The following is a 13,275-nucleotide window of genomic DNA, read 5'->3' on the forward strand; positions in this document are numbered from 1 at the left end:
CGCAGCGCAATCTTGTTCTATCTTTGTTCTCGTTTTATGACTCGCAGTCTCGTCGCTGTGAATCGAATACGACCATGTTCAAACAAACCGACACCATTGCAGCGTTTGGACCTCCGCTTCTGGTTATCGAATGCGTCCAGTGCAACCGGCGCGGCCAGATGCAGCTGCACACGGTCGTGCGCCGGTTTGGCATGATCACCATTGCCGATCTCCTAAGGCGCGTGGCCGAGGACGGCGGCTGCCCATTGGTCGCCAGAAACCAGTGCACGGCGATTGTGCAGCCGACACCAGTCACTTACTGGGCAAAACTCTCTAATGCGCAGGACAATGGCTGGCGCCCAGTCCTTGTGTGTCAGCGCCGGCACTATGCACTCAAACGGGTTCGGCCCTGCCCTGCCGTCGCTTTGGACCTGACAACGCTTGTCGGAACGACCGTGCGCACGATCGATCGCGATGAACTGATGTTCATTCAAGATGCTGACCGCTAGCCCCCTAAATGCGCCAGGAGCACCGGACGTGGCCGAACCCGAGGTGGGACAGGACAGCATACGCAAGATCATCCATGTCGATATGGATGCCTTCTTTGCCTCGGTCGAACAGCGCGATGATCCCGAACTGCGTGGCAAGCCGGTGGCCGTGGGTGGCGCGAAAAAACGGGGTGTCGTCGCTGCCGCCAGCTATGAGGCACGCCGGTTCGGCGTCCGTTCGGCCATGCCGTCGGTCACAGCGGTGCGCAAATGCCCAGAGCTGATCTTCGTCAAACCACGGTTCGAGGTCTATAAAGCGGTCTCGGCGCAAATCCATGAAATCTTCGGACAATACACCGCGCTCATCGAGCCCCTTTCGCTTGATGAGGCCTATCTCGACGTCACCGAGAATTTTAAGGGCATGGCGATTGCCAGCGAGATCGCCGAAGCAATCCGGGCCAGGATTTTTGAGGTGACAGGTCTGACCGCCTCTGCCGGGATCTCCTACAACAAGTTCCTCGCCAAGATGGCGTCTGGGCACAACAAGCCCAATGGCCAGTTCGTGATCACGCCAGCCAAGGGACCGGCCTTTGTCGAAACCCTGCCAATCGAAAAATTCCACGGCATTGGTCCGGCCACGGCAGCCCGGATGAAAGCACTCGGCATCGAAACCGGAGCCGATCTCAAGGCAAAACCCATGCCCTTCCTGCAGGAGAAATTCCGATCATCGGGGACCTATTACTATTGGATTGCTCGTGGCGTTGATTATCGCCGCGTCAAAACCGACCGCATTCGAAAATCGGTGGGTGGCGAGAACACGTTTTTTGACGATGTGCACGACCTATTCGAAGCCAAGGAAAAACTGGCGCCCATTATCGACAAGGTCTGGCGCCATGCCGAGGCCAAAGCGCTCTATGGCCGCACGTTGACGCTCAAGGTCAAATATTCCGACTTCGCGATCATCACCCGCAGCCGCACTATGTCGCACCCGTTGCGGACAAGGGTTGACGTCGAGGCCGTGACCCATGCTCTTCTTGAGCCGGTGTTTCCGGTCACAAAAGGCATCCGGCTGCTGGGGGTGAGCCTGTCGGGCTTTGCCAACAGTTCGGAGCGAGAGAATAATGCCGAGCAGTTGAGCCTGGCATTATAGGTTGTGCCATCGATACTGCAGCGTCCGAGAGTTGCGTGTCCTCAGCTGACGCGCAATAGGATTGAGCAAAAAGCTTGAATGCGCCAGTATCGCTCGAACCGTCCGGAGGGCGGTGCATGAATTGGGCGAAGCGAACTGCGCAAAGCACCCTCGGCGATATCGTCCAGCCGTTCCACCCGCTGTCTGTCCGGTCAATTCAAAGTCTTCTTGTCGATGCGCTGCGTACGGCAGCAGCCATGCCAAGCGACCAGGCCATCCTCATTGAAGACTGGGAGGCGATGGCCAGCCGTCTTTTATCGCCGATGGATGGCCATATCGATCCTGAATATATCGAGGGGTTACACTCTCGCATAACCGGCGCTCTCATAGCCTCGCAGGGACGGCCCGAAGAGGTCGTTGAGCGGAAGTCTGTGTTGGCCAAATAGGCCAGACACCCCTGCCCGAATTAGGGACACAGACGCTTCATCAAGAACTTGCCTTGGCGCTTCAAAAGACGGAAGGCAGGCTACGCCGGACGCCTAAGCGCAGAACTGTTGCGTCCGATCTCAATTCCGTGCCGCGCTCTCACTCACCACATGCTGCGCATCTTTGCCGCGACATCAACACGTGTGGGCTGGGACGGCAGAAGGTCGGATCGAACCGGTGTGACCGGAGGCCACAAGACGTCATCGAACAGATGGGTCATGGCGCGCGGGATAAAGCGAGTGCGTTGAGCATAGAGATGCCTGTCGCCATAGCGCGACTGCTGGGTCACATAAAACTTTTGCGGCACAAGCAGGTGCAGCTCGTCCTTGGCGCGGGTCATGGCGACATAGAGCAGCCGACGCTCTTCTTCGAGCTCTTCGGTTGTTCCCGCGCCGAGGTCTGAGGGAATGCAGCCATCGACCACATTGAGAACATGCACCGACTTCCACTCCTGACCCTTGGCCGAGTGAATGGTCGACAAGATGAGGTAATCCTCATCGCGAAGCGGTACGCCCGGCTGGTCACTGGTGGCATCAGGGGGATCGAGGGTAAGTTCGGTCAGGAAGCGATCCCGGCTCGGATATCCGCTTGCGATTTGTTCGAGCTGAATGATGTCGGCAGTGCGAATGTGAGCGTCTTCATATCCGGCTTCCAACAGCGGCTCATGCCACTGGCGAACATAAGAGAGTTCGAGCGGCCAGGAGATGTTCCGTCCCGATAATCGACCAAACAGCGTGACGAGATCGGTCCAGTGCTGCCCGGCCCTGGCAGGCGCCGGCACCTCTGACAGAGCCCACACGGGGTCCGAACTTGTGTCCAGAGCATCAAGAATCCGTCCCGCCGTGCCTGGGCCGATGCCGGGCATCAATTGCAGCACCCGGAACCCGGCCACGCGATCGCGCGGGTTTTCCACCCAGCGCAAGACACTCAGCATGTCCTTGATGTGGGCGGCGTCCAGAAACTTCAGCCCGCCGAATTTGACGAAAGGAATGTTGCGACGCGTCAGTTCGATCTCAAGTGGACCCGAATGGCTCGACGTCCGGAACAACACAGCCTGCTCCATGAGGGGTGTGCCGGCCTCCCGCGCCTCGAGGATCGATGTGGCGATATACCCGACCTGATCGGACCCATCCTTGACGGTCACCAGCTGAGGCTTGGCTTCCGACTTTCGCTCGGACCAAAGGTTCTTGGTGAAGCGCTCGGTCGCCTTCTCGATGACAGCGTTGGCTGCGGCGAGGATGGGCTGGGTCGAGCGATAGTTGCGATCGAGCGTGACGATCTCGGCGTTGGGCGAAAACGATGCCGGGAAATCCAGAATGTTGCGGACGGTGGCGGCTCGAAACGAATAGATCGACTGGGCATCGTCACCCACCACGGTGAGCCCCTGCCCGCTCGGACGGATGGCCAGGAGGATCGCGGACTGGAGCCGGTTTGTGTCCTGATATTCATCGACAAGGATATGATCGAACATATCGGACACGGCCAAGGCGATGGCCGGCTCATCCATCATCGCCCCCCAGTAGAGCAGGAGATCGTCGTAATCGAGGACGTTCTGGGCTTGCTTGGCGGCGACATAGGCGCCGAACAGGCTCCTGAGTTCGGCGCCCCACATGGCGCACCACGGGAATGTCTTTTCAAGCATCTCATCGAGATCGGCCTGAGCATTGACGACCCGCGAGTAGATCGACAGGCACGTGCCCTTGGTCGGAAACCGGGACGCAGTTTCGCTCAGCCTGAGTTCGTGCCTCACAAGATTCATTAGATCGGCGGCGTCTTCTCGATCATGGATGGTGAACGCGGGGTCGAGACCGATCTGGTGAGCATATTCGCGCAGCAGCCGGGCGCCGATACCATGGAAAGTACCCGCCCAGGTCAGCGCATCGGTTACGGCGCCCGATCCCACACCAAGCACGCGCGCGGCAATACGTTCTACGCGTCGGCTCATCTCCGTCGCTGCACGGCGTGAGAAGGTCAAAAGCAACATGCGCCGGGGATCGGCGCCGTTGACCATCAGATGCGCAACACGGTGGGCCAAAGTGTTCGTCTTCCCGGACCCCGCACCAGCGATCACCAGTAGTGGGCCGGGTGCAGAGCCCCCTACCCCGTGCACCACTGCCCGACGCTGATTGGCGTTGAGCGCGTCGAGATAGGTCGTGTCGGCGGCGGCGAATCGATCACTGGAAAGCATGGCCAATGGAACCGCATTCCCGTTTTGTTCGCAAGGGGACTGCGGTTACCGCGATGCAGCACCACTCGATGTTCAATAGTACCGATTGTCATGGCCGGCTGCAGGCAGCCCTTTCATAACCAAAAAGTCAGGGGTAAGCGGCCAGCCGGCTGACAACGCCATTGCGGACATTCACGGAGGAAAAAACAGGCCCCGAAAGAGGTCGTTCCAAACACTATACAGATGTCAGCGGTGCGGCCAAATTTGGTCGTTCAAACTGTGCTAACAATCTACTAAAGGCTTAGGTTGCGAGGCAGTCGCGACCGTCGTACTTCGGAGAAGTAGGCGAGCAATGGATCTTTCGGCGTACTTCGATGACTCAGGCAGCGATACTGGTAAACGCGATCTTGTATTCGCGGGCCTAGTTAATCGCGACGATGCTTGGGAGCAATTCAGCTTGGAGTGGAGCGCAGCGCTGGCCAGACCCCCTGCAATCTTGCACTTAAAGATGGTCGAGGCAAACGGTCTGCGTGGTCAGTTCGCTGGCTGGTCCCGAGACGATCGCGACCAAAAACTGCAGGACTTGGCCGAGATTCTCACACGCTTTCGCCCCCCGTGGACGTTTGATATTTCGATCAGCCGGACAGAATACGAAAAACACGTATCCCCGGCTACGCCAAGGGGCCTTTCCACGCCCCATTTTGCTGCCACCTTCGGAGCGGTCTCGGGAGTCGTACGCCACTTGGCGAGCGAGAGAATCGTCACGCCGGTCAGGTTTGTATTTGATGAGCAGAACGGAGTGAACCAAGACGTCGCACTCTTTTTCGACTATATGTTGGAAAACCTAGATTCCGTCTCGCGTGGGCTGATCAAAATGCCCATCGGCTACGGCGACGATATGCGTGATCTGCCGCTGCAAGCAGCGGACATGTTAGCTTGGCACATTCGCCGCCAAAGCGAGGGTATTACCGACCAAGTGGTATTGCGCCGAGCTGAGTACATCCGCTCAGACACCCATGTCACTTCGCGGGTGCCACCGGAAATGCTTGTTCGTTGGGGTGCTGCTTTCTCTCAGGTGCTGCCTATCCTGCAAGCGCTCAAGTCGAAGGGAGAGTGGCAGCGTTTTAGAACGGTAGCGCAACAGGCGAAGCGCGGTGGCTTTAGGCCGCCCCACGGTGATGACTCCCTCAATGCACTTGCCAACATTCGGGCGGCTTGGGACAAGTTTCAAGATGAGCGTTAGCGATACCGGCCAATCCGCTGCCGCTTGGCGACGCTGAATTCGGCGATCATGACACATCTATTTTTGGCTGCGCGCTGAAAACCTGCCCGTCTGCTTCCCACACCACTGCCGCTAGTCCTCTAGCGCTGACGGAAGATTGAACCGATCGTATTGGCTAGGATACGGGAAGCGGTAAGAGCCGATAGCCCGTCGAGATCGGCTGGCGGGAGTAACTCTACCAAGTCCATTCCGACAATGTGTCCTCGTGTCGTGGCTCCGGCAATCAGGTCAATTGTTTGGGTGTAGCTGAGGCCACCAGGGGTTCGTGCGGCAACGCCGGGCATTATACTGGGATCGAGTCCATCACAGTCTAAAGTTATAACAATCTGAGCTCCGTCTGGAAGATGGCGTAATGCTGCCTCGACGCCTTGGTAATGGATTTCACGGGCGGTAACGATCTTGCTGCCATAGGCAATCGCCGCGTCGACGTCGGCCTTCTTCGCACTGCCCACGCTCCTGATACCAACCTGCACAATGCCTGCAACATGAGGCATTTCGCTCGCTCGTCGCATCGGGCTGGAGAAGCCGTACCGTTCGCCGTGCAGTTCATCACGCCAATCGATGTGGGCGTCGATCTGGAGGATCCAGATCGGGCCATTGTTACCAAAAGCCGCGAAGAACGGGATCGGCACCGAATCATCGCCTCCCATAAGAATAGGGACAGCATTTTGGGATAGGGCCTCGCGCGTCCGTTGCTCGATCCGGGCGCGGTTGCCTAGGCTCTCACCCATCACAGTTTCAATGTCGCCCCAGTCTGCACAGGAAATCGGGTTGCCATCAAACAAGGGACGGCCAAGATCAAAATCCCAATGCTCCACCAGGGCTGCATCTTCTTGACTTGCAGCTCGGATCGCAGCTGCTGCCAACGCATGCCCGCTGCTGTCCTGATCGGGGTAGGTGGTGCAGTGGCCAACACCGATAATCGCCACTCGACGATGATCCTGCTGTTGGAATTGGCTTGGAAGGTTGAGGAACGTTGTCGGAGGTATCATGGGATCTCAGGCTCTTGATGTCGATGACTGCTCAGCCCAGCTTGGCACTAAAAGCTGACTGTCGACTTTCCACCCCACCTCGGTCAACCGTGCGGGGACCCCGTCATTGGCACAACGTCGACATCGGGGCCGATAGCGGACGGTCGGCTTCTGATGATAGGCTGTCAGAAGCCGACATCCACATGGCCATGCCGACGACTTATTTTGGGTCGGCGGCAAACCAGTAACTTGAGGCTGCGCTTTATAACGAAACAAGTCGTATGTTAGGAAGCAACTAATCAAAAGCGGTGATTCAGAACATGTTGCTACTGCACCTCTCGGACATACATTTCAGGGCTGGACAGATCGGCACTGCGATGGATCCAAACGGGCATCTTCGCAGCGAACTGCTCAGGGATGCACAGGTGCAGTGTCAGCGGATTGGCCGGGCCCCGGATGCGGTACTTGTATCAGGTGACATCGCCTTCGCTGGGGCCAAGGCTGAGTTTGAATATGCTACCGACTGGCTCAAAACGCTTTGTGGAGCCTGCGGAACAACCCTGGGCTCCGTATTTGTCATTCCTGGGAACCACGACGTCGTTCGATCAGTTGCGAGCAAGCCCGTCGTCCAATCACTGCATCAAAGCATCAAGGCAGCGCAGCCAATTGCGTTGAATGGGATAATTAGTGGGCTTCTCTCAGACGAGGACGCCAAGTCCGCGCTATACGAGGCGCTAGGGCCTTACAATACCTTCGCGGGTCAGTTCTTTTGCGACCTGCTTCCACCAGAACGAACACGGGCAACAAGGGACCTCTATTTCCAAGACGGCTCGATACTTCGCATGACGGGCTTGAACTCTGCCTTCGTCTCCAGCGCTTCGGATACTCCGGGAAGTCTATTTGTCGATCCGGCATCATTTCAGCTCGAACGATTGCCTGGTGTTGAACACTTGGTCTTGTGTCACCATCCTTATAGCTGGCTTGGCAACGGCAAAGCCTTGAGCGATTTTCTGCACGACGTCGCAAGGGTCCATTTGTTCGGCCATGAGCATACGAATCGGATTTTGCCGGCGCGGGACTTCGTAAGTGTCGCTGCTGGGGCCGCTCACCCTGACCACGAGGAACCCAATTGGGAACCCGGCTACAATCTGCTCGAGCTTGAGGTCGAAGGGGTCGGAACTGATAGATACTTGACCGTGGCGGTGCACGTTCGGGTGTGGCAGGCTAACCCGGGTCAATTCATTGCGAAGCAGGATCGAGGCGCGGATGCGTTCCAGAGCCGGATTGCGCTCTCACCATGGATCAAGCCAGAAAATACGGTTGTTGCCCAGCCAGCCGCGGCCGAAAGCACCCAAGCAGATGCAGCGGCACCAGAGGAAGGAGCCGACCCAATGGACAGTCTCCGAGATATTAGTGTGCGCTTCTTCAGACTAACGGTCAGTCAGAGGTCGGCTATAGCGGGGAAGTTGAATCTGATTGAGGATGAAGATGCAAACCAGCCGGATTTCGAAAGATCCCGAAGGGTCTTCCTTCGCGCCCGCGAACGGAACTTGGTGGAGGCACTAGACAGAGAAGTTAGTGCTGCTGGACAATAACTTAGTATCAAAGGGTCAGAGAAATTGGCAACTTACAATCTCGCAGATAGCTACCGGCAGGCTGGGCTTACCCCCGGTCCAGAGATCCTGGCACTTCGGCAGGCGCCGTTCGATCAACTGGTGAGCGAATCTAAGGGCATGAAGAGCGTGGATTTGGTTCGCCTTTATTTTGGGCAGACCGTCAGCGCCGAGTTTACGGCCCAGTTCTCGGGGGCCTTCCAAGGCAGTGATGCTTCGTTCTCTGTGATGGATAATCAGCGAGAACTGTCTGTCTTGGCCGCTTGTATGCTTGATACGCTGATAAGTGGCGGTGACGTACTGTGTGCCTACGCCGTTTTGACGATGGCTGCAGCAGGTGCCCGTACACCTACTGTCCGCGCAGACCTACTCGTGATTGCTGATCATAAACTCAAGGAACTGGCGATCTCTGCCCGATCCCGCAATCTCGTTGGCGTTAATACCATTAAGCTGCCCACGAAAAGCAAAGTACCTGCGGAGGGCACCGCATTGGGTCAAAGTGGTGACTGGGCCAAAGCGGGCGAACTTCTTGGCAAGGTCAGTGACGAAGGAACTGAGGCCGTCAAGAACCTAGCAAACCAGGTGGCATCGGTTCTGAGGCCCGCCTTGGACGAGATCGCGGACCTGCGGGAAGAGACAAGCATTTTGTGGTGGCATATTGGCGGGTGGAGCCGTCAGTTCGATCGCCCGTTTGCCGAGTTTGATCAGGCGAGCGGTGCCGTCCTCGCGGCACTCGATGTATCGCGGTTGACAAGAACGCTGATCGGCCCGGTTGCGGCAATCACTCTGATACACTCCACCTTTTCGGCCGGAAAGAAGATCAAGGGCAGCAAGGTTAGCTTGTCCACCGTGGTGGAAGGGATCGGCTTTGAAAACGTGGCGAAGCTTTCCGTTCCAGAAACTATCGCCGATTACCTCGATATGTGCCCTGTGCTAGCTGCATTTTCCAAGTGTGGTGAGATAGGTTCCGGGACCAGCTGGCATGGTGCCTACACGAGAGCTACAGGTTTGAAGCCGGACATCGAGTTCAGCTTGAGCGACCTCGCGATGCAGGTGTACCGCGAACGCCAGTTTCTCTATGGCGCTTGAGGTAACTCATGACCATTGATCAGGATACTGACGACCTCACTGTTTATGGCGAAGAAGGGCATGGCGATGACGCTGCCGGACGTGTTGTCAGCGGTGCAGTCTCCCTTTCACCCGGTGGCACGCTGAACGAGGAATCCCTCGAGCGGTTCCTACTCGGCAGACACGCGCAGATCGTCACCATTATTGGCGACAGAGATAGCGGTAAGAGCACCTTGATCAGCGCGATTTACGATCGGCTGCTTCGCGGGCCTTTCGCCGGCTTTTCGTTCGTCGCAAGTCGATCATTGATTGCATTCGAGAAGCGGCTGCACTCCGCACGGGTGGAGTCCGGAAGGAACCGCCCCGAAACGCCTCGGACCTCAAGGCAGGAAGGTCTGCTCCATTTTCACATTGCCCTCGCAGAAACCGAGAACCCTGATGGGCGCTTTGACATCATGCTTTCGGACAGGGCAGGTGAAGTGTATCGCGAGGCGCGAGGCGATACGGCCCTGATCTCTCAGCTACCAGAGATCTTCAGAGCAGATCGCTTGGTCATTCTGGTCGATGGTGGGCGTCTTGCCAGCCCGATCGAGCGATCAAACGCGGTCCAATCTGCTCGGCAGATGCTTCGGGCGCTCTTGGACAATGACGCCATCGACTCCGAATCCAGGGTGCAGATCGTGATCACTAAGATGGATCTTCTGGACTCCACCCAGGATGAAGACCTAGGCGAGATAGTGGCCAACTTCGAAGCCAAGCTCCTGGCCGATTTCGGTCAACGGCTACCACACCTCCAGTGTATGCGCGTGTGCGCTCGCGATCCTGACGGCAAGCTTGATCCGGCTCTCGGCGTGGATAGCCTACTTCATGATTGGTCTGTGTTAACGGAGAAGGTCGTGGTGCCTCACGTTCCCGAACTGAAGTTGACGTCCGAATTCGACCGTCTATTGCTGCGCATGCCAAAGGACATGATGAATGACTGAAACCTTCAGCATGATCCTTGGCCTGCCTGGGTCTGGCAAAACAACCTTCCTGGCTGCGCTCTGGCATCTGATCGATGCGAGCGAGGTGGAAACTAAGCTAGTGCTGGATCGACTGGTCGGCGACCATGTGCACCTGAACCGGATCACCGAGGCGTGGCGCCGCTGTGAGGAAGTTCCGCGCACATCTATTGCGGCCGAAACAGACGTGTCGATGCATGTTCACAACCCTGCGGACGGCACCAAAGCAGTCCTTGAGTTTCCCGATCTATCCGGCGAGTCATTCGAGAACCAATTCATCGGGCGCTCCTGCAGCAACCAGTATGTCGAAAGCACTGGTCGGGCAGACGGTATGCTACTGTTCGTAACTGCCAACCGAAAAGCGGACGGCATGACCATTGTTGATCTGGCACCGTTGATCGCAGGCGAAGAGGCTGAAAACGATGCTGCTACGGAAGCTGAGGCGGGGGGCGAGACGAAGGGTGAGCAGGAAACAGAATGGAACCATCGGATGGTTCCGGAACAAGTCCAACTGGTAGACCTGCTCCAATTTATTCAATCGCCGCCATTCGCCCGGCGTCGACGTCGCATCGTCGTGGCTATTTCCGCGTGGGACGTTGTGCCAGAGCCGAAACCGAACCCGGAGAAGTGGCTGGCGCGCGAGCTTCCGTTGCTCGATCAGTACCTGCGCCACAATCCTGAGAGCTTCGACTTGAGGGTCTATGGGGTTTCAGCTCAAGGCGGGGATGTGGCGGGACCAAATCGAATGCAGCTCGCCAGTATGACGCCAAGCGCTCGCATCCAGTGTGTGTATGAAGATCAGTCCGGTCACGACCTTACCGATCCTCTGGTGTGGCTGACAGCCAGTGACTGAACGCCTGGTCGAAAGCAGCATCCAGGTCCACCAGTGCCTTTTTGGCTACGCGGATGGGCATCGGCTGATTGCTAGCTCCAAACGGCTATCTCAGGAAGCCGACGGGCAGATGCTGCTGCAAAGCGACCGCGTGCATGGCCTTCCCTCGTCGACATTCGACCCTTACTGGACAGCGTTTCCTGTCTCTTCGATCAAGTCATATGTCCTTATGAGAACTTGGCCAGCTGAGGAAATGCCACGTCCCGGCTGTGTTTGGACGCATGCTCTGTTGATCGGTTTCTCTGACCTGAGCCGCATCGAGGACTTGTCTTCGCTCCGTCGGTATTTTCGACGGCCAGGACTGGGCGCGGCCACAGCTTATGGCGTGCCGGTGTCGATAGAAGTCGGAGCGGCGCGTGCGGATAATCTAGTACCAATAAGCCGCGAAGCTGCCGGCACCCTCGTGCGCAATCTCTACGGTCAATCGAGTCCGGTCGTACTGCCGCTGGAGAACATCGATCCCGACCTGGACGCGACGATTTTTGAGATTTGGTCACAGCAATGGGCGCGACTACAGCGGAGCTTTTCGTTTCGGACAGCCGTCGGAACAGCCGACACCCCTCCAACGCCATCTCGCTTCGACCTAAGGTTTTACCGGGCAACGGGCAAACTTGGGTCAAGTGAACCTCCCGCTTCTTGGGAGGCCACAGTGGTCGCTGACCTTCTCCAGCCATCGGCGTTCCGTCGCTTCTTGAAGTTGTATGGTCAGGGACAGCTAAAAGGTAGGGAAAGGCTGCGTGTGCTCGCCGAAGTCTATTCCATGGTCGAGCGAGGCGAGCACGTCGATGCGACAGATCTGTTATCCATGCTCAGCGAGACGATGCCGACACCTGAAGACGGCTCCACACTCAAATCTGATATCGTGAACGGAGCTGGTACCGAACTAAGCAAAGTGGCGATCAGTGATCTCGAAGTTCTGGAGTTCTTTGCATCCGGCAGAGGGCGCGACGCGTTGCCTTTGCCCGGGAGCAATCGAATTGGTGCTGTGGCGAAACTTGCCAAGAGCCAACCGGAGCGAACTCTTAAAATGGTTGAAAATGCGATCAATCACGCCTTTCCCGAAGCTGACACCCTAGTTGACCAAGTTCGAACTGCCCTAGACCGAAGCGGTCTTTTCGCCCGACTTGACTCCTATCCCCAACTTCGCAGCCAGCTCGTTGCCAAAGATCTCGACCTTCTCGACAATCCACACTTGTTGAAAATTACGCTGTCGGAACGTGATGCGCTGCTGGCCATGGTATCGGAGGAAGCACTGGCTGCACGACTGATCGAGCGTTTAATCCGAATAGACGATACTTCCGCTGCCGCCCTCTTTATGGTGCGGTTTCCTCGAGCCGTGGACCAGGCTGTCCTGTCGCGGATGGCGGCTTTTTTTGCCGGCCGCGGCCCCGCAGTTCCGAGCGCTTGGAAGTCCGCAGTCGATACCATCTCCAAACCTAGCTTCGTCCAGCGAAACGTCAGCAAGATTACAAGCTACAGCGAACTCGGAGTCCTACTGGCAAAAGCGGGTCCCCGAACCTTCGTGGGTCAGCAGTCGGGTGCGCATCTCTGGGTTCAGGCGTTGGCAAGGAGCGCGGTCGATGTGCCCGACCGACAGCAGACCTGGATACTTGCTCATGTCCTTGCCTTGGCACTGGCGTGTCCCTGCCATGGCTTCGAACGCGGCTTTGAGATCGCGTTCGAAAGAGTCCATAGCGATATCCTGACGGGGCAATTGTCGGGAGAGGCTTTCGAGTTTTTGGTGAGGCAATTTCCCCAGGTACACTGGTGGCAGGAGTGGGATAGCGGCTATCGCCTCAGGCTCGCGGTGGTCAATGCCTATGTACGATCCGACATGGACCCTAAAAGCTTTGCGCGATTGACACGAAACCAAGACCTTATGAACGACCTGGTTGGAATTGCTGACGAAAGCAAGGAAGGCCGCAGCTTTCTAAAGCGGCTCGCTGTGTAAGGGATAGTTGTGGCGCATCAACGCCGCCCGCCGTTTGGTGATCTAATTACGTCCGCTTTTCGGAAGGCGCGAAGTCCAGTCGAGCGGCCGGAATGGGGGCGCGTTGCTGTCGAAGTGGATCGGCACTTGAATGGCCGCTTTTCCGACGTCGTCGCCCAAAAGTGGTCAGACAGGAATCGACCCCATTACGTAAGCGAGAAGGCGAGACCGTTCAGCCCGGGTAGTTCCACGGCATGAGTGCGTCGATG

The 13,275-nt window shown here is 57.3% G+C and carries 11 protein-coding genes; 9 read left to right on the top strand and 2 right to left on the bottom strand.

All coding sequences use genetic code 11. From position 1 onward, the window contains the following. Positions 1-74 precede the first annotated feature (74 nt). The 3 genes from IE127_RS07020 to IE127_RS07030 all read left to right on the top strand — a co-directional run bounded on the left by IE127_RS07020 (position 75) and on the right by IE127_RS07030 (position 2,042). A complete protein-coding gene (locus IE127_RS07020) occupies positions 75-488 on the top strand; it encodes a hypothetical protein (RefSeq protein ID WP_189424571.1) in 414 nt (137 codons plus the stop codon). Then, entirely contained in the window at positions 475-1,617 is a 1,143-nt protein-coding gene (dinB, locus tag IE127_RS07025; protein ID WP_189424573.1) for a DNA polymerase IV, read from the top strand. The genes IE127_RS07020 and dinB overlap by 14 nt, the downstream gene beginning before the upstream one ends. Before the next feature lie 116 nt (positions 1,618-1,733). Then, complete coding sequence (locus IE127_RS07030) at positions 1,734-2,042, top strand: hypothetical protein (protein ID WP_189424575.1); 309 nt, start codon at positions 1,734-1,736, stop codon at positions 2,040-2,042. Positions 2,043-2,185: 143 nt separating this feature from the next. Here the strand turns inward: IE127_RS07030 and IE127_RS07035 are convergent, their stop codons facing one another. After that, the gene (locus IE127_RS07035; RefSeq protein ID WP_189424747.1) at positions 2,186-4,270 is read right to left on the bottom strand and encodes an ATP-dependent helicase; all 2,085 of its coding nucleotides are present in this window, start codon (positions 4,268-4,270) and stop codon (positions 2,186-2,188) included. A 331-nt stretch (positions 4,271-4,601) separates the two neighbouring features. Here IE127_RS07035 and IE127_RS07040 point away from each other — a divergent pair, with 331 nt between their 5' ends. After that, complete coding sequence (locus IE127_RS07040; RefSeq protein WP_189424577.1) at positions 4,602-5,492, top strand: hypothetical protein; 891 nt, start codon at positions 4,602-4,604, stop codon at positions 5,490-5,492. Positions 5,493-5,611: 119 nt separating this feature from the next. On the opposite strand, the gene IE127_RS07045 is transcribed toward IE127_RS07040, so the two are convergent. Then, the gene (locus tag IE127_RS07045) at positions 5,612-6,523 is read right to left on the bottom strand and encodes an agmatinase (protein ID WP_189424579.1); all 912 of its coding nucleotides are present in this window, start codon (positions 6,521-6,523) and stop codon (positions 5,612-5,614) included. A gap of 299 nt (positions 6,524-6,822) precedes the next feature. On the opposite strand from IE127_RS07045, the gene IE127_RS07050 reads away from it, so the two are divergent. The 5 genes from IE127_RS07050 to IE127_RS07070 are packed head-to-tail and all read left to right on the top strand — an operon-like array spanning position 6,823 to position 13,027. Continuing rightward, entirely contained in the window at positions 6,823-8,097 is a 1,275-nt protein-coding gene (locus tag IE127_RS07050; protein WP_189424580.1) for a metallophosphoesterase, read from the top strand. A gap of 24 nt (positions 8,098-8,121) precedes the next feature. After that, on the top strand, positions 8,122-9,204 hold the full coding sequence (locus tag IE127_RS07055; RefSeq protein WP_189424582.1) for a GTPase-associated system all-helical protein GASH: 1,083 nt from the start codon (positions 8,122-8,124) through the stop codon (positions 9,202-9,204). 8 nt (positions 9,205-9,212) lie between these two features. Then, positions 9,213-10,166: a TRAFAC clade GTPase domain-containing protein gene (locus tag IE127_RS07060; protein ID WP_189424584.1), complete on the top strand. Its 954-nt coding sequence runs from the start codon at positions 9,213-9,215 to the stop codon at positions 10,164-10,166. Next, positions 10,159-11,037: a TRAFAC clade GTPase domain-containing protein gene (locus IE127_RS07065; protein ID WP_189424586.1), complete on the top strand. Its 879-nt coding sequence runs from the start codon at positions 10,159-10,161 to the stop codon at positions 11,035-11,037. The genes IE127_RS07060 and IE127_RS07065 overlap by 8 nt, the downstream gene beginning before the upstream one ends. Then, positions 11,030-13,027 (top strand): GAP1-N1 domain-containing protein, encoded by a 1,998-nt coding sequence (locus tag IE127_RS07070; protein WP_189424588.1) that lies wholly within the window; start codon positions 11,030-11,032, stop codon positions 13,025-13,027. The genes IE127_RS07065 and IE127_RS07070 overlap by 8 nt, the downstream gene beginning before the upstream one ends. Positions 13,028-13,275 lie beyond the last annotated feature (248 nt).

Source organism: Devosia pacifica, from assembly GCF_014652635.1.
Classification (GTDB): Bacteria; Pseudomonadota; Alphaproteobacteria; order Rhizobiales; family Devosiaceae; genus Devosia; species Devosia pacifica.